General features: G+C 46.4%; 14 protein-coding genes. 4 read left to right on the forward strand and 10 right to left on the reverse strand.

The features are described 5' to 3' along the window. Positions 1-181: 181 nt before the first annotated feature. Positions 182-1,684 (reverse strand): lysine--tRNA ligase, encoded by a 1,503-nt coding sequence (gene lysS, locus HQQ92_RS15350; RefSeq protein WP_168824901.1) that lies wholly within the window; start codon positions 1,682-1,684, stop codon positions 182-184. Positions 1,685-1,712: 28 nt separating this feature from the next. Then, a protein-coding gene (gene prfB, locus HQQ92_RS15355) for a peptide chain release factor 2 (protein WP_168824900.1) occupies positions 1,713-2,811 on the reverse strand; the annotation gives its coding sequence in 2 pieces (ribosomal slippage) (positions 1,713-2,735 and positions 2,737-2,811; 1,098 coding nt in all). Positions 2,812-3,348: 537 nt separating this feature from the next. Here prfB and fdhF point away from each other — a divergent pair. Beyond that, a complete protein-coding gene (gene fdhF, locus HQQ92_RS15360; RefSeq protein ID WP_173246534.1) occupies positions 3,349-7,614 on the forward strand; it encodes a formate dehydrogenase subunit alpha in 4,266 nt (1,421 codons plus the stop codon). A gap of 118 nt (positions 7,615-7,732) precedes the next feature. Here fdhF and HQQ92_RS15365 read toward each other — a convergent pair whose 3' ends face one another. The 5 genes from HQQ92_RS15365 to HQQ92_RS15385 form a co-directional block, all read right to left on the reverse strand. Continuing rightward, positions 7,733-9,397: a methyl-accepting chemotaxis protein gene (locus HQQ92_RS15365; protein ID WP_105250062.1), complete on the reverse strand. Its 1,665-nt coding sequence runs from the start codon at positions 9,395-9,397 to the stop codon at positions 7,733-7,735. 127 nt (positions 9,398-9,524) lie between these two features. Beyond that, positions 9,525-10,673 carry a chromate efflux transporter gene (chrA, locus tag HQQ92_RS15370; protein WP_173246537.1) on the reverse strand — a complete coding sequence of 383 codons (1,149 nt, stop codon included), beginning with the start codon at positions 10,671-10,673 and terminating at the stop codon, positions 9,525-9,527. A 200-nt stretch (positions 10,674-10,873) separates the two neighbouring features. Next, the gene (gene rlmC, locus HQQ92_RS15375) at positions 10,874-12,046 is read right to left on the reverse strand and encodes a 23S rRNA (uracil(747)-C(5))-methyltransferase RlmC (RefSeq protein ID WP_173246540.1); all 1,173 of its coding nucleotides are present in this window, start codon (positions 12,044-12,046) and stop codon (positions 10,874-10,876) included. 109 nt (positions 12,047-12,155) lie between these two features. Then, positions 12,156-13,331 (reverse strand): glycerol-3-phosphate dehydrogenase/oxidase, encoded by a 1,176-nt coding sequence (locus HQQ92_RS15380; protein WP_173246543.1) that lies wholly within the window; start codon positions 13,329-13,331, stop codon positions 12,156-12,158. A 137-nt stretch (positions 13,332-13,468) separates the two neighbouring features. After that, complete coding sequence (locus HQQ92_RS15385; protein WP_173246546.1) at positions 13,469-13,966, reverse strand: MarR family transcriptional regulator; 498 nt, start codon at positions 13,964-13,966, stop codon at positions 13,469-13,471. Positions 13,967-14,105: 139 nt separating this feature from the next. Between HQQ92_RS15385 and HQQ92_RS15390 the strand changes: the two genes are divergently transcribed. The 3 genes from HQQ92_RS15390 to HQQ92_RS15400 all read left to right on the forward strand — a co-directional run bounded on the left by HQQ92_RS15390 (position 14,106) and on the right by HQQ92_RS15400 (position 16,512). Beyond that, on the forward strand, positions 14,106-14,531 hold the full coding sequence (locus HQQ92_RS15390; protein WP_173246549.1) for an organic hydroperoxide resistance protein: 426 nt from the start codon (positions 14,106-14,108) through the stop codon (positions 14,529-14,531). A gap of 275 nt (positions 14,532-14,806) precedes the next feature. Beyond that, positions 14,807-16,240 carry a cytochrome C biosynthesis protein gene (locus HQQ92_RS15395; RefSeq protein WP_173246552.1) on the forward strand — a complete coding sequence of 478 codons (1,434 nt, stop codon included), beginning with the start codon at positions 14,807-14,809 and terminating at the stop codon, positions 16,238-16,240. Between the two features lie 86 nt (positions 16,241-16,326). Continuing rightward, the gene (locus tag HQQ92_RS15400) at positions 16,327-16,512 is read left to right on the forward strand and encodes a hypothetical protein (protein ID WP_028759392.1); all 186 of its coding nucleotides are present in this window, start codon (positions 16,327-16,329) and stop codon (positions 16,510-16,512) included. 83 nt (positions 16,513-16,595) lie between these two features. On the opposite strand, the gene HQQ92_RS15405 is transcribed toward HQQ92_RS15400, so the two are convergent. The 3 genes from HQQ92_RS15405 to HQQ92_RS15415 are packed head-to-tail and all read right to left on the reverse strand — an operon-like array spanning position 16,596 to position 17,902. Beyond that, a complete protein-coding gene (locus HQQ92_RS15405; RefSeq protein WP_105250069.1) occupies positions 16,596-16,886 on the reverse strand; it encodes a hypothetical protein in 291 nt (96 codons plus the stop codon). Between the two features lie 30 nt (positions 16,887-16,916). Then, complete coding sequence (locus tag HQQ92_RS15410) at positions 16,917-17,486, reverse strand: bifunctional 2-polyprenyl-6-hydroxyphenol methylase/3-demethylubiquinol 3-O-methyltransferase UbiG (protein WP_173246555.1); 570 nt, start codon at positions 17,484-17,486, stop codon at positions 16,917-16,919. A 5-nt stretch (positions 17,487-17,491) separates the two neighbouring features. Then, entirely contained in the window at positions 17,492-17,902 is a 411-nt protein-coding gene (locus HQQ92_RS15415; RefSeq protein ID WP_105250071.1) for a hypothetical protein, read from the reverse strand. Between the last annotated feature and the right edge of the window lie 35 nt (positions 17,903-17,937).

Here is a 17,937-nt window from a genome sequence, read left to right on the forward strand (position 1 = left end):
TATCCAGTTGTATCTTTAATAATCACACCTTTTAAAAAGTTCTAGAAAACAAAAAACCAGCCAAATGGCTGGTTTTTATCACTATGATTGTCAGCTAATGAGTAAACCTTTTACTGTTTAGCCAATTCCCACTCATTCATCGTCGATAAAATGACTAACCGAAATATCTTGTTCGACTGCATTACGCCTGTGGGCGCATAGCAGGGAACAGGATCACGTCACGGATAGTATGAGTGTTAGTGAACAACATCACTAAACGGTCGATACCAATACCTTGACCTGCCGTTGGTGGCAAACCGTGTTCCAGTGCAGTGATATAGTCTGCATCGTAGAACATAGCTTCATCGTCACCTGCATCTTTCGCGTCAACCTGTGCTTTAAAGCGGTTGTCTTGATCTTCAGCATCGTTCAGCTCGCTAAAGCCGTTAGCCACTTCGCGGCCACCGATGAAGAATTCGAAACGGTCAGTGATGAAATGGTTGTCATCATTACGACGTGCCAATGGTGAAATGTCCGCTGGGTAGCCAGTGATGAACGTTGGTTGCATCAATTGCCATTCAGCAGTTTCACCGAAGATTTCTTCAAGCAGCTGACCACAAGTCCAGAATTTCTCAATCTTCATACCTAAGCTTTTCGCCAAATCGCGCATGAATTCAACATCTTTCACTTGCTCATAGGTCATAGCTTGGATAGTGGCGTTATCAGGATTGTACTTCTGAATCGCTTCTAACATGCTTAAACGTGCGTATGGGCCACCGAAATCGACTGTGTGCTCACCGTAGGGCATTTGCGCACTGCCAAGCAGTTCGATAGCAATCGAGCTGAGCATTTCTTCGGTAAGGTCCATCAGATCTTTGTAGTCAGCATAAGCCATATAGAATTCCATCATAGTGAATTCTGGGTTATGACGTGGCGACAGACCTTCGTTACGGAAGTTACGGTTGATTTCGAACACACGCTCAAAACCACCCACCACTAAACGCTTCAGATATAATTCTGGCGCGATACGCAGGTACATTGGCATGTCTAAGGCGTTGTGATGGGTGATAAAAGGACGCGCCGAAGCACCACCTGGGATCACATGCATCATAGGGGTTTCAACTTCCATGAACTCTTTTTTGATCATGAAGTTACGAATTGCAGAAACCACTTTAGAACGCATGATAAAGGCATTGCGCGAATCTTCGTTAACGATGAGATCCACGTAACGTTGACGGTAGCGCATTTCTTGATCGGCTAGACCATAATAGTCCGCAGGCAATGGACGCAGCGCCTTGGTCAGTAGCTCGTACTGTTCCATGTTGACGTATAAGTCGCCTTTGCCAGACAAATGCAGCTGACCGGTTACACCGATAATGTCACCGATATCCAGACCTTGAAAACGCTCTTTCAAATCAGCTTGTACGCTTTTTTCAGCATAGGCTTGAATACGGCCAGACACGTCTTGGATCACTAAGAAAGGACCACGTTTTGCCATGATGCGGCCAGCGATGCTGGTCTTAAAACCTAAGGCTTCGAGTTCTTCTTTAGTGCTTTGACCATACTGTGCTTGTAATTCAGCCGCTTTATGGGTGCGACGGAAGGTATTTGGATGGGCATTAGCACTACAATTTGGGCGGATGCTTTCTAGCTTGGCACGGCGCTCGGCGATCAGTTTGTTCTCATCAATTACTTGTTCAGTCATCTTATTTCTCGTCTATACCTTGAATTAATTACAGCCCAGATTTCAAACTGGCTTCGATAAACTTATCCAGATCGCCATCGAGTACCGCTTGAGTATTGCGGGTTTCAACGCCTGTGCGTAAGTCTTTAATGCGGGCATCGTCTAATACATAAGAGCGAATTTGACTGCCCCAGCCGATATCAGACTTAGCGTCTTCTGCGGCCTGTTTGTCGGCATTTTGCTTGAGCATTTCTAACTCAAACAGTTTTGCTTTCAGCTGCTTCATCGCAGCATCTTTATTTTTATGCTGTGAACGGTCGTTCTGGCACTGCACGACGGTATTCGTCGGTAAGTGGGTAATACGAATCGCCGATTCCGTTTTGTTAACGTGCTGACCACCCGCGCCCGATGCGCGATAAGTGTCAATACGCAGATCCGATGGGTTGATATCAATCGTGATATCGTCATCGATTTCTGGATAAACGAACACAGAGCAGAATGACGTATGACGACGACCCGATGAATCAAATGGCGACTTACGTACTAAACGGTGCACGCCAGTCTCAGTGCGTAACCAACCGAACGCATATTCGCCAGTAAACTTAATGGTCGCGCCTTTAATACCGGCCACGTCACCATCGGTCACTTCCATCAACTCAGGGCTAAAGCCATGGGCTTCGCCCCAACGTAGGTACATACGCAGCACCATGTTGGCCCAATCTTGGGCTTCGGTACCACCACTACCAGACTGAATGTCTAAATAACAGTTTGACGCATCTTGCGGGCCGGAGAACATACGACGGAATTCAAGATCGGCAAGGCGGCTTTCGAGATAATCCAGCTCTTTACTGGTTTCATTGAAGGTATCTTCGTCTTCCTCTTCAATAGCCAGCTCGAGTAAGCCTTCAACATCTTCAAGACCTGAGTCCATATCGTCTATGGTTTTGACCACAGCTTCTAGGCTGGCGCGCTCTTTGCCTAAGGCTTGGGCGCGCTCTGGGTCGTTCCACACTTCTGAACTTTCAAGCTCACGGGTAACTTCTTCTAGACGCTCATTTTTGGCATCGTAGTCAAAGATACCCCCTAAGAAGCTCCGTGCGCTCGGCAAGCTCCTTAATTTTGAATTTTACTGGATTAACTTCAAACATGAGTTTTCAACTTTCTTTATTTGGCCGCTTTAATTGATCTTCCACTAAAAGGGGCGGTGATTAACAGTATTTGCAACCGCTCATTTTAACCTAACCAGACTGGTAAACCTAGGGGTGCACTGTTCATTAAATGGGATAACAAGGATTATTTTCCAAGCTAAAAGACCACAGCACTAAAGCCGAGACTAACAAAAAGCAATGAGTTAAGACTGTGATCTTACTTAAATTTAGCCAAGATAGTGCTATGCGCGAGGCCAATGGCTGACACACAAGCGCTCTCCTGCCTAAAAAATCCCCATAATATCAAAGGAAACACGACTAAAAAGGCCTGATAACGCCAACCCCATCACGACTAAATCAGAACAAACATTCACCAGCGCACGGTCTGGGCGGGTTTGTGATTCAAGCTGCAATTTTGCAGCAAACTTCACTCGCCCATAAGCGTCTTCTAAAGCTGTCTAGGTATACTCGAAACAACCTAAGCCTGCAGCCCCGCGCTATAGCAGCTAAGCACCCTACATATAAAAAGGCCATGGGATGATAGAACTTCGAATTAATGACCAAGTGTTGTCGGTTAATCCGACCGATAACCTACTGCAAGTGGCGCATGCTGCTGGCATAGCAATACCCAGCTTATGTGATCCCAGCGCAGCCTCGCAGCAATTAGGCAATCACGAACATGCAGACAAGCAAGCCTGCAATTTGTGTGTCGTCCAAATTGAGAATTCCGACGCCAGTTTGCGCTGCGTACGCGCCTGTGAAACGTCCGCCACAGTCGGCATGCGAGTCATAACTCAGTCTGAATTATTAAGTCAAAAACGCAAACAAGCGCTGACTGAGATCTTGAGCGATCATTTTGCCGATTGCGAAGCCCCCTGCCAACAAGCATGCCCTGCGGGCGTCGATGTGCAGAGTTACCTGTATCACATAGCCCAAGGCAACCATACTGAAGCCGTTAAAGTCATTAAACAAACTTTGCCGCTGCCACTCTCCATTGGCCGTGTCTGCCCTGCTTTTTGTGAAGCACAATGTCGCCGCGGACTCGTCGATGAGCCCATTGCCATACGCCAATTAAAACGTCACGCCGCCGATCTCGACTTAGCTGATGGCGAAAATGGGGGCATGAGTTATGTGCCACCACGCCAAGCCGACACGGGCAAAAAAGTCGCGATTATTGGTGCGGGTCCAGCAGGGTTAAGTGCCGGATATTACTTATCAAACCAAGGCCATAGCGTTGAGATATTCGAATCTATGCCACAGGCGGGTGGCTGGCTGCGCTATGGCATTCCTGAATATCGCTTACCTAAGGCGATACTCGATAAAGAAATCGAACTCTTGTGCCATAACGGGTTAACCATCCACACAGAAACGCGTCTCGGTCACGAGATACATTTAAATCAATTAGTTGAAGATTTCGATGCCGTTTGTCTTGCCATTGGCGCCCAAAAAGCTGTGCCAATGGATTATCCAGGTAGCACACTCGCAGGTTGCTACTTAGGTGTCGATTACTTAAAAGATCATTGTCTCGAAAAGACACTTATTTTAGGTAAGAAAGTCGCCGTCATTGGTGGTGGCAATACCGCTATTGATTGCGCCCGCACAGCGGTGCGTGAAGGTTGTGATGTCACCCTAATTTACCGTCGTACCCGCGCAGAAATGCCCGCCGAAGCTTACGAGGTACACGAGGCCGAAGTCGAAGGGGTGAAGTTTCATTTTTTAACCAATCCGCTTGAAAACCATAGCGATGCGCAAGGTAGAGTACATTCTGTCACCTTCGCTAAGATGGCACTCGGCGAAGCCGATGCCTCTGGCAGACGCGCTCCCGTTGATACTGGTGAAACCTTTACCCAAGATTTTGATACTGTGATAGCCGCAGTATCACAAACTCCCGATATGAGTTTTATGCAAGATCCCGCGAGCCACTTAAGTAATGGTGAACTCGCTCTCAGCCGCTGGAATACCTTTATTGGCTGCGAGCACACTATGTCATCAGGGGTTGAAAAACTCTTCGTGGTGGGGGATGCGCGCCGCGGTCCTGCCACCGCAGTCGCCGCCATAGGCGATGGCCATAAAGCCGCCATCGCCATAGATAAATTACTCAAACAAGGCCTAAGCTGTGAGCTGCATGCCACTGAATTTAATTCATCAAAAGCAGTCGGTAACACAATAAAACAAGGCTTGCCAACTACCGAGCTCTACCCCTCTGTCGCACGTAAAGCCCGTTTAACCATGCCCGAATTGAACGCGGTGCAACGTTTACTCAATTACGGCGAAGTCGAGCTAGGCTTTGCTCCCGATGCCGCCATGCAAGAAGCGGCTCGCTGCCTCGAATGCGCCTGCCAAGCCAATACTGATTGTAAATTAAGGGACTATGCGACCGACTACCATGTCGAACCTAAGTCACTCAGCACTCAAAGCGTGCGTAAGTTTTCGGTCGATAAATCGAGTCCGTTCATTCAATTTGATGCAAATCGTTGTATTAGCTGTGGTAAGTGCGTCGATGTGTGCCAGTTGCAGAGTGGCCATTGTGCGATTCAATTTGCCCATGATTCCTATCAAGCACTGCCGCAAGATATAAGCGAAACCGCCACGCGCCGCGCACCGAGAGTCGGCTTTAGCGCTAGCATGGCCGACAGCAAATGTGTGCAATGCGGCAACTGTGTGCAGGTTTGCCCAACGGGTGCACTCGTCGATGCGCGGGATAAACGCCAAGGCGATGAAACGCCACTCAAAACCGCCTCAACGATTTGTACCTATTGCGGCGTAGGCTGTCGGCTTGACCTTAAAATCGATACCAACACGAATCAGATCCGTCATATTGAGGGCAATAAAGAGTCTGTGGTTAACCAAGGCATGCTCTGCGTCAAAGGGCGATTTGGTTTCGATTTTATTCACAGTGAAAAACGCCTCACCACGCCACTCATTCGTAAACATGGCCAGCTCACGCCAAGTAGTTGGCCTGAAGCCATCGCCTATGTGGCCGAACATTTACAGCAAATAAAACAGCAACATGGCAGCAATGCACTGGCAAGCTTGGCCTCGGCAAAAGCCACCAATGAAGAAAACTTCCTCCTGCAAAAATTTGTCAGAAGCATACTCGGCACCAATAACATCGACCATTGCGCCCGTCTGTGCCATTCATCCACAGTCACTGGGCTACAGCAAAGTATCGGCAGTGGTGCCATGACCAATGACATTCCGAGCATTCAAGCATCGGATGTGATTTTTATCATAGGCTCAGACACCAGCAGTGCTCACCCGATCATCGCCTCGAAAATTAAGCAAGCCGTGGCTTTGCATGGCGCAAGATTAATGGTGGCCGATCCTAAACGTGTCGCCATTGCCGACAGTGCACAGCTTTATGTCGCCCACAGACCCGGCACTGACGTCATGCTACTCAATGCGATTATGGCGGAAATCATCCGTAATGACTGGCAGGATAAAAGCTATATTGCAGCGCGCACCGAAGGCGTGGATGCTCTCTATGCTGAACTCAAAAAAGTAGATTACAGCCTAGAAAATGCAGCCTTGATAACAGGTGTTAAAGCCGAAGATATCGCCCGCATCGCCCGTACCATAGGCACGGCCGACAAAACCGCAGTCTACTATGCCATGGGCATTACCCAGCACACGACGGGACACGACAATGTCACCGCCATATCTAATCTACAACTTCTATGCGGCAATATTGGAGTTGAAGGAGCGGGGATTAACCCACTACGGGGACAAAGTAATGTGCAAGGTGCCTGTGACATGGGCGCACTGCCTAACTTCTTCAGTGGTTATCAAAAAGTCACCGACATTCACGCCAGAATGCGTTTCGAGGCACATTGGCAAACGCCGTTATCGGGAGAAATTGGCGTAACCGCCACCCATATGATGCATGATATTTCCAAAGGGAAAATCAAGGCGTTGTATGTGATGGGCGAAAACCCCGTATTAAGCGACCCAGATCAAGCCCATGTGCTTAGGGCGCTTAATGCAATCGACTTTTTAGTGGTGCAGGATATCTTTCTCACCGAAACCGCCGAGCTTGCCGACGTGGTTCTGCCCGCCGCAGCCTTTGTCGAAAAACGCGGTCATTTCACTAATACTGAACGACGAGTGCAGCGACTCGAACAGGCCCTGCTACCGCCAGGTGAAGCCCTGCCCGATTGGCAAATTGTCCAAGCCATTGCCAATGCGATGGGTGCCGCTTGGGATTACCCTAATGAAGAAGCGATTTGGCAGGAAATCAATGAGCTGATACCACAATATCGCGGCATTACTTGGCAGCGATTAAGCACTGGAGTTGACGGTAAAATTCCCCAAGGTATTCAATGGCCTTGCCCAGATGAAGCTCATCCAGGTACTCCCATTATGCACCAAGGCCAATTCACCCGCGGCTTAGGTAAGTTCACGCCAGTGAGTTATCGCTTACCCGCAGAAATGCCCTGCAGTGAGTACCCGCTCACCCTCTCAACCGGACGTTTACTGGAACAGTTCCACACAGGCACCTTAACCCGTAAAACGGCCGGACTCGACTTACTCGGCTCGCCTAAAGTAATGATTTCAGTCTATGACGCCGAGCAACTCGGCATAGGCAATGGCGATAAAATCAAACTCACAACCCGTCGCGGTGAAATTGAAATCGACGCCTTTGTGACGAAAAGAGCCCAAGCTGGCGTGTTATTCCTGCCCTTCCACTTTGTGGAAGCTGCGGCGAATAAACTTACCATCAATGCGCTCGATCCTGTCGCTTTTATCCCTGAATATAAGGTCTGCTCGGTAAGGGTTGAGCGGGTTGCCGAGAAAATTGATTAGAATGAACTGACTAGGCTGGATTGACTAAAGTAAATGGATTAAGTGCTCTTCAAAAAGATAAATAAGCCAAATAAAACGGGAGACCTTAAGTCTCCCGTTTTAATCAAGATTGCTGCAATTAAATCTTAAACTGGCCCACTAACTTGCCCAAGTTAATGCCTTCTTCCGAGACTGTCATACTGATCCTAGCGGCATCTTCGCTGGAATGAAGCAGCTCGTTTACAATCTCTTGGATGGCATACACGTTACGGTTAATTTCTTCGGTTACTGAGCTTTGCTCTGTCGCCGCGGCCGCAATTTGGGTACTCATATCATTAATCGCCGTTACCGCTGAAGTGACTGAGCCTAAACTATCGGAAATCGTACGAGAAGAATCCACCGAACGTACACAGCTTTGCTGACTCTCTTCCATGGCTTTCACGGCTTGGGTCACTAGCTTATGCAGTGCCGATAACATCTCGTTGATTTCTAACGTGCTGGCTTGAGTTCGACTGGCTAAATTACGCACCTCGTCGGCGACCACAGCAAATCCACGACCCTGTTCACCAGCACGGGCCGCTTCGATGGCGGCGTTCAATGCCAATAGGTTAGTTTGCTCGGCAATACCGCCAATGACAGAAAGCACGCTGTTGATCTTCTGTGATTGCTCGCTGAGTGATTTTATACTGCCTGCCGCATTGTTAATTTGCGACATTAAAGACGCAATCTCCTCAAGCGAAGCATCAACACAACGCTGTGCATTCGCCACATCACCAGTAGCAGCGTGAGTCGCTTCGGCTACTTGAGTGGTATTCTTAGCCACTTCGTTCGCAGTGGAGGACATCTCAGTGATTGCAGTCACCACCTGATCGGTTTCATTGTTATGACTCACCAACTGGCTCGACATGACTTTAGTTTGATCATGAATCGCATTGGCTGCCGTTTTTACTTTAGCCGTCGCAGTCGCAACATCGCCGATAATATGCTGAAGTTTATCGACAAAGAGGTTAAAGGAGCGCCCAAGTTGGGCAATTTCGTCTTCACCTTTTACGGTAAGTCGTTTGGTTAAATCCCCTTCGCCCTTAGCAATATCATTTAAGTTATCGGCCATATTCTTGATTGGCACGACCATACGGTGGGCGGCAATCATAATGATAAAGCCAGTAATACCCGTAAGGAAAAGCGCTATCAGCAAAATCGCGAAGGATTTTTCTGCCATTTGCTCAGTCACTGTCTCACGATAATCTTCAACAACAGCTTCAATATCATCGATATATGCCCCAGTACCTAACATCCAGTCAGTACCTGGGATCATCATGGCGTAACTGATTTTTTCAATCTGTTCATTAGTATTAGGTTTTTGATAGTAATAGGAGAAACTACCATCGCCACGTTTAGCGGCATCGAGCAGACCGACGATAATTTTAGTGCCGCGAGGATCTGTCATATCCATTTTATTTTGCCCTTCTAAACTCGGTATGAGGGCATGGAAAATATTTTTCCCTTGAGAGTCATACATGAAGAAATAACCCGCACTGCCAAAACGTATGTCTCTTAGCGCTTGATTCACATTCCCTTGTTCTTTTAACGATAATTGGTAATTCACTATACCAGCGGCAATTTCGGTAGCTTCTTTGATTTGTTGTTTACGTTCACCGACGAGCTTAGATCTAAAGGTAACCACCTCATCGGCAAGCGCATCTTGCTCAACATAATAAGAAACCGACATCAACACCAATAATGCGAGGATCAAAGGAAACAGCGATAGCAATAATAATTTATTGCGCAAACTCAACTTAGACATACTTGAATGCTCCAAAGGATTACAACTTGTATCTTCGGAGTATAGCTAAGATTGTTGTATTTCTATGCGCTTAAAGTAACAAAATCTTAATCTTGCTCAATAAACATTCGATTAATAACGACTCAGTTCAAAGCATATTAAGCAGCACACCACATACACTAAAGCCTAATACCAGTTGTAGCATAGTTGGTTTAAATAACTTTAATGCACCAAAACCGAGCAATACCAAGGCCATATCTTTACCTGAGAATACCGCCTGAGAAAACACGGGTTGATAAAGTGCTGCGGCAAGTAAGCCAACAACACAGGCATTCACTCCCGCTATTGCGCCAGCAATTTTTGGTCTTGCGGCAATCGTATGCCAACTTTTCAACCCCACCAGCATGAGTAAAAAACCGGGTAAGAAAATGGCTGCGGTTGCGATGCAAGCTCCCATGAAGGGCTTATCTAACATCACTTCAGCGCCTAAAAAGGTCGCAAAGGTAAACATAGGTCCTGGCACTGCTTGGGCAAAGGCATAACCTGTCAGAAAACGATCGCCACCTATAGTATCACCCACCGCAGTTTCCAACAGAGGTAGCACAACATGACCACCACCAAATACTAAGCTCCCTACACGATAAAACTCACCGAAGATCCAAGCTTCAGAGCCTAAATCCACGATAAAAAAACTGCCGATGAGCAACACGAAAAAGAGCAACAAATAGAAGTAATTCAATCGAATCGGTGCCAGCGCTACTGTGTCATCTTGGCTCGCAGTCAATTTATAGATGCCGATAGTGGCGGCGCCAAGTAACAAAAGGATTTGCGTCCACATAGATGGCGCAATCAAAATTGCAGCAGTACTGACTAACATTAATAGGCGTGCGGATTTGCGTTGGCAGAACTGTTTAAACATGGCGAGAACGGCATCGGCAACCACAACGACGGCCATTAATTTAAGCCCGTAAATCATCCCTTGAACATAATGATTAGCGAGCCAAGCCGACGTTGTTACTGCCAGTAAGTACATCAAAATAAAGGAAGGTAGTGTAAAACCGGCAAAAGCAGCAAGCGCGCCAACAAACCCGCCTCTTTGATAACCAATGGCAAAGCCCACTTGGCTCGACCCTGGCCCCGGCATAAATTGGCTTAAGGCAACCAGACTGGCGTAACGCTTATCATCGAGCCAACCGAGTTCATTTACGAAGGTCTGGCGAAAATAACCAATGTGCGCCGCAGGCCCGCCAAAACTCATCAAGCCCAAGGTAAAAAAGCGTAGGAAAATCTGTAGCATAAATCGCCGTCCATCAATGCATAAAGTGCTGAAGATTATGCCACTAAAAAGACACTTTGATGAAGTTTCACGCGAGCAGCGCAGATAAAAGTATTGCAAAGACTCCACATGGTAGAGTCCTTATGATTGTTTGAGCGGACTTCAAGAGTCGTAAAGCGATTGAACACAAATGCTTAGTGATAAATTGATGAGCTAAAAAATTAATCCTTCACCAACATGACTAGTACTTCGAAGTGATCCGTGTGGGGGAATAAATCAAATAGCTGCACTTTGGTTAAGTGATAGCCTTGAATATGTTCGAGATCTTTCGCTAAGGTTTGCGGATTACAGCTTGAATAGAGAATGGCCTTAGGGGAAAACTCGCTTAATGACTGGCATAGCGCCTCGCCAATACCGCGCCTCGGCGGATTAACTATGATCAAATCCGGCTTATCAGCAGCGCTTTTACCCTTAGCAAAGTCGGTGGAATCGAGCGCCATAAATTGCACGTTTTCGAGCCCCATCATTTGCGCTGACATTTGCGCGCAGGCAATCGCTTCAGCTTCAATTTCAATCCCTGTGAGGGTAATGTCTTTGGATGCACAGTGCAGTCCGAAACCGCCTACACCACAGAAGAGATCCCATAACGAATGAGGTGAAAACTCGGCAACCCATTCACGGGCCGTTTGATATAACTGCGCCGCAACGTGTGGATTGGTTTGGAAAAAGCTCTTAGGCCGAATAAACAAAGGCACATGATTAAAACGTTCTTCAAGCCTAGTATTCTCAGTTAAGAAAATCTCTTCATCACCCTCAAGTATTGCCATATGAACCGGTTGGATATTGACTGACACCACTTTTATTTGCGGATATTCAGCTAATAATGCAGGTAATTCACGTTCGATACGTTCGATACTATTGGTGGACCGCAGTACAAACCGCAGTAGATATTCACCACGCACTTGACTGCGGGTCAGCAGAATAAATTTAAGTTCACCCTTGGCTCTATCTACCCGATAAGGAGGAAGTCCAGCCTGCTGCACAAAGCGTGTTAAGCGATGTAATAAATCTTGCATATCAGATGGATATAAAAGGCAGTCGCAAAGATCTACCGCCTCGCCACTTGGGCCCACAATCCCCAACACAGGCGCATGGGCGGCGCCTAAGGCCACCATTTTAGCTTTATTACGAAAGCCGCTGTCCTCGCCAATTACCGGCGGCTGAAAAATATCGGGCAAATTAGCTGGGATAAAAGGCGCGAGTAGTTGCTGTAAAGTTTGAGTCTTAACCGCCACTTGCTGCACCATAGGCTGTTGTATATGCCGGCAAGAAAGGCACTGACCTTGGTTAAAATAACCACATTGCTTGACGGTATTTACAATAGCAGCATTCACGGCAGATCCTAGATATCAGTAAAAAAGCGCCACACTGTAGCGGTTTTACAGGTAAAAATCACCTTGAAGCATATTCAAATCAGCATCAAGTGCATAATTCACGGCGCACTCAAGATAGGGTGAGTTTATCAACATCAGCAATAGACTGCCGCTTACCTATGGCCTTTTCAATCCATTCAAGCACTTCGGCTGAGGTACTGCGAAACGTCGTTAACTTACCGCCATATAAACTGAGTATTCGCGGATGGGAAATCGATGTTTGCATTAAGGTATCTCGCGGTCGCTCAAAGGCTTGGCTATTTTGCTTAGGCAAGACCCGAATACCACAGAAAGTTTTGGTTATTAGCGCCTTGAGCTCATCAATATCCGGCGTTAGTGGGAAATAATGTTTGTAGATCCCCAGCAGATAATTAATTTCAGATTCGGTCGCCTCAGGCGGCTTATCTAAAGAAGTTAATTCAGTTTCTGTGGTGCCGACTAAGGTTTGACCATACCAAGGCATCACAAATATTACCCGTTTATCGAAGCATGACTCTAAGTACAAGATGCCATCGGGCGCAGGAATATCCAGTAACACATGGGCGCCTTGTACCCAATCGAGTTCAACACCCGCAAGTGGGGGCAAGACTTTGCTTAAAACAGCATTTACCCAAGGACCTGCAGCATTAATCACAAGCTTCGCTTCGGCTTTATGGATTTCGCCCCTGTGGCTAAAACTCAGCTCACAGGTCTCGCGCTTGTGTTCCAGCTCAAGAAATTCAGCCTCGGCATACACTTCAGCGCCCAGTGCCTGCGCGCTGCGCGCCACCGCTTGAGTGAGCAATTTATCGTCGGTCTGCGCATCCCAGTACTGAAATACGGCTTTTAATCCAGAGAGTTTTAATCCCTTGAAACGATGCCAATGCACGGCAGGCACTGACACAAATTGGCCTAAAGGATCAAATTCACTCAGCAGTGCATACATACTCAGTCCAGCGCGAATGGTCCAAGGACTGCGCTGACCGTTGTCGTACACGGGAATATAAAAGGGCACAGCTTTCACAAGTGATGGCGCAAGATTGAGTAAATGTCGCCTTTCAAGCAATGATTTGCGAACTAAATTAATTTGTCCGGTTTCTAAATAGCGTAAACCACCGTGGATAAGCTTGCTGGAATTCGCTGAGGTTTGGCCGCCAATTTCGCCCTTTTCAATCAGCAAGGTGGAATAGCCCGCTGCTGCTGCATATTGGGCAATGCCGACACCGCTGATCCCACCGCCAATAATGGCTACATCGAAACAGGCCATAACTTACTCTCGCTAACCTTCAATAGACAACTGACCCGCTGAGCCTCAAGCATACAACCCATTACACTCAGTCGAACCGCTAATAAGCGTTAATATGTCAATAAGTTAATCTTAGATCAAATCTCGACGATAAGAGTTTAATCAATACTGGCATGCAATTGCTTAAGTGCTTGATCGCACATGGCCTTTAAGGCTTTTAGTTCGCTCGCCTCGCCGCCGACTTTACAACGCATCAAATGAGGAATTTCACTTGCCTGTGTTTTGAGGGAAAGTCCTGTAGGCGTTAAGGCCAGCACTCTCACGCGTTCATCCTGCTCGCTACGACCACGAGTCACTAATCCTTTAGATTCTAGCCGCTTCAGCAATGGCGTTAACGTGCCTGAATCGAGGAAAAGTTTATCGCCTAAGGTTTTGACACTAATCCCCTGCTCTTCCCATAGCACTAGCATGACTAAGTACTGCGGATAGGTTAGATCTAATTTGTCCAACAAAGGGCGATAGGCACGCACCATAGCATTTGCAGCACTATAAAGTGAGAAGCACACTTGATTCTCAAGACATAAGGCATTCTCTGTGCTGGCATTTTCGGCCATATCAACAGGATTAATACGGGTATTGGGTTGAAGCGTTGCCATAGGAAGATCCGACAAATTAAATATATTGTGCACAATATACTTGCATTCACACCAAAGATCGAATTATAGTTTACCACAATTGAATTGTGCGCAATTTAAATTATTTTACTTAATCCTTAACCTCAGAAGGTCTGATACTATGAAAACACTTTATGAAACACGTGCCACAGCAAAAGCGGGTCGTCAAGGTCAAGTCAGCACTGATGATGGTTTACTGGATGTCGCTTTAGCCTATCCAAAAGCCATGGGCGGTAGCGGTCTCGCCACGAATCCCGAACAACTGTTTGCCGCAGGTTATGCCGCCTGTTTCTCAAACGCCGTTTTGCACGTCGCAAAAATCGGCAAAGTGGATATTACCGAAGCGCCAGTCAGTGCGGTTGTTGGCATAAGTGCCAATGACGCCGGTGGTTTTGCATTAGCGGTTGCCTTAGAAGTCAGCTTAGATTTACCGCAAGAAGCCGCAGAAGCCCTCGTGCGTCATGCACATCAAGTTTGTCCATACTCGAACGCCACGCGCAATAATATCGACGTGAAACTTAGCGTAAATGGCGTAACGCTAGGCTAACCATAACCCATCATCGACACCTGTTGATAACGTCAGAAATAGAGCACCCTCGGGTGCTTTATTCTTTATTAGCCAATAACGACTCAAGCTGAGAGTGAGTGTGCATCACCCCATTTCACAGGGAGATAAACTGGTTTCAGTTCCCAAAAAATTATTATTCGCGAGTTAACTAACACTTCTTAATATCTAATTTAATCAAAATGATTGATTTAAGTAGAGTAAGAGATAATCGAACCGTTTGACGATACTTAAACCCACTCTCTGTGGGAGGCGCTATGACAAAATATCTATCGAAATTATCTCTCTTTTGCTCGCTATTATTCCTCTTTGCCTTTTCTATCCCGAGCTGGGCCGAGACAACACCCTCAAGCTCAGCGGATCGAACCTGGCATTATGTGAATGATCAGGGTGAGCTCAAAATTAAGCTGTATTTCTTTTGGTCAAAAACCTGTCCGCACTGTGCAGAGGCCCATCCCTTCATTGATTCATTACCGCAAAAATACCCTTGGATAGAACTCGAATCCCATAGGGTGTCAGATCCCGGCGTGCAGGATATTTGGCAAAATATCGCCTCCAAAACCAGTACAGAAGCACGCTCAGTGCCCTATATGGCAAGTTGTGAAAAAGCCATTGTGGGATATTCAAATGAAGCGGTAACGGGTGAATTTTTAGTCAATCGACTGAAGAATTGTTATTTATCCCTTGGCGGTAAACTGAGCGACGCTGACCTCCCCACCAAAGGAGCCACCAGCACAACCACAAGCGCTCAAACAGATGCACCGCTCTTTGGCACTTGTGGCACAGATACTGGCGAAGGTACCTGTGATGCCACCAGCTTAAGCGAGCCCGTTGCAGAGCCAGAAGTTCAACCCGTTGAATTACCTTTAGTGGGAGTAGTGACACCTGAGACTATGTCTCTGCCGTTACTCACCTTAGTGCTCGCAGGTGTCGATGCTTTTAACCCTTGTGCCTTCTTTGTGTTGCTATTTTTACTGTCGATAATGGTTAATGCCAAGAGTCGCAGCCGCATGTTACTCGTCGGCGGGATTTTCGTATTCTTCTCCGGCTTTATCTATTTCCTGTTTATGACGGCATGGCTAAACATCTTCCAACTGCTGGGGGCAGGCAGTGATGGCGGTATGATCATTTTAGCAGCGGGTTGTTTAGCTTTGATCGCAGGAGTCATCAATATCAAAGATTACTTCTTTACTAAGGGAGAAGTGACACTATCGATGTCGGCAGAAAATCGTACGAGTCTAATAAAACGCATGGGGAAACTATCCAATTCCAGTAACTTAGGCGCGTTACTCATAGGTTCTACCGTATTAGCTATCCTCGCCAACGCCTATGAATTACTTTGCACCGCAGGCTTCCCAATGATCTACACCAGTGTGCTATCTATGCACAATCTGCCAGACATTGAACGCTATATGTATTTGGTTTTATACAATATTGTTTATGTGATCCCGCTGGCTATTATTGTTATCGTTTTCAGTGCGACCTTAGGCAAACGTAAGTTGACCGAAAAAGAAGGCCAAACCCTGAAACTTATGTCAGGCGTGATGATGTTAGGTATGGGTATCGCACTAGTTATTGACCCAACAGCACTGCAAAATGTGAGCCTGGCACTCGGATTGATTTTAGGCTCGCTAGGCGTTACAGCAATAATTGTTATCGGCCGCAAACTGCTCACGGCCAAGGCAAAATAATTGCAAATTGGCAAATTCATGTGTAACGACTAAAGTTAACCGTGGGTTTGCCGATAAAGGGATCCAGCTTACAATCGAGGTTAGTTATGTCAATTTCACTGAATACCCAAGCTATCGCACCAAATCTAGAAAATGGTGCAATTGGCGTTAAGGTTGCTCAGTTAGCCAAAGAGCAGCAAAAAGCCGAAGGTAAAATCGCGGTAGATTTAATTGCAGCTGCGGCGCCAAAACCCGTAGGCAATGCAGGCCACAACATCAACACCACGGCCTAATTGTTAGCAATACAAAATCAAAAAAAGCGCTCTGATTATCAGGGCGCTTTTTTTTGTTATTTTCTCTAAAACGTCAGGCGAATTTAAGAAAAAGCGTTACCATTCACGTGCATAATAGTAAATGTCCACACCACAAATGCCAGTGGGATATGCACTAAGGCATAGAAACACTGATCGAGTCGCCCCATTCCTTTTGCTAACAAAATCAAATATAAGTGTAATCCAATCACCAAGGGAAATAGCGCTAACAACGGATAGAGTGCGACAGGATTTGCATCGGAAAATAAGCTGTGACTGAATAAAGCCCACGCCACCATAAAGGCGGTCGTCAACGGCGGCGTTGCAATGCGATATTGCTCTGGATAGGGAAACATCCTACGACCTCTGAGTCTCAATCAATAAATTTACGTTGTAGGTTTTCGCGCAATCAACTGGGCTTTATAACTGCTTTGAGTGGACTGCGGATCACATAATCGACCTTCAAAGTAATGTAAAGATTGCCAGTTAGCAAACACTGATTTGAGTTCATTTTCAGTAAGTAAGAAATCTGGGTTGCGTGGCCGACCTATCTGCGCCTGTTGCGTTGTAAAGGTTTCATAGACAATAAGGCCTGTGCTCTTAACCGCCTTAGCAATTTGTGGCAGTAATGGGCGATGCAGATAATTAAATACTAAGACAATATCGTACTCTTCAACCAGCAATAATGGTCCTACCTCAGCTTCTAAATCCCTTTGTAATTTGTAAGCATTAGCCTGATCAATGTGTGACATGGCTGACAAATCTCGATCGATAAAAGTCACTTCAGCCCCTCGCGCTAAAAACCACAAACCATTACGCCCAGAACCGCAAGCGAGATCGAGCACCTTAAGTCCATCAAAACAACTCAAGGCTAAGTTAGACACAAATGGATTAGGCCAAGCGAACTCTGTGATTAACGCAGCAGGCGTTAAAGTTGACGTATGGGTTACAGACATATCAATTAGCCCTTAATTTCTTTTTTCGAGTCAATTTGCCGACGATGCACAATAGAATAATGCCTGAGCCCTGCAGGACCATGGGACACGATAACTGACAAAAAAAGTATCACGATTAACAGCTCAGGTTTGTAATGAGCCAGCGGCACAAACAGGCCAAGCAAGCCTATTTTTACTAAAGTTAACACTCCCTTAAGCTGGATCAGCCAGCGCCAATCCCGTGCGATTTCCCACAACATTAATATGCTGCCCGTCGTCATCGCGAGATACCAATAACTCAACCATTGCACTTTATTTACATCTAATAAAATGCCACCACCGACACCTACTATCCCTAAAATATGTAATGCCCTTAAACTGGTTTTACTCAAACGTTGAAACCAAAAACGTTTTTCAGATATGCCTTGTTTGTGCATTACAACCCCTTAAGAATCAATTGCGTAACATTTAA

Source organism: Shewanella sp. DC2-4 (assembly GCF_013248875.1).
In the GTDB taxonomy this organism is placed as follows: Bacteria; Pseudomonadota; Gammaproteobacteria; order Enterobacterales; family Shewanellaceae; genus Shewanella; species Shewanella oncorhynchi.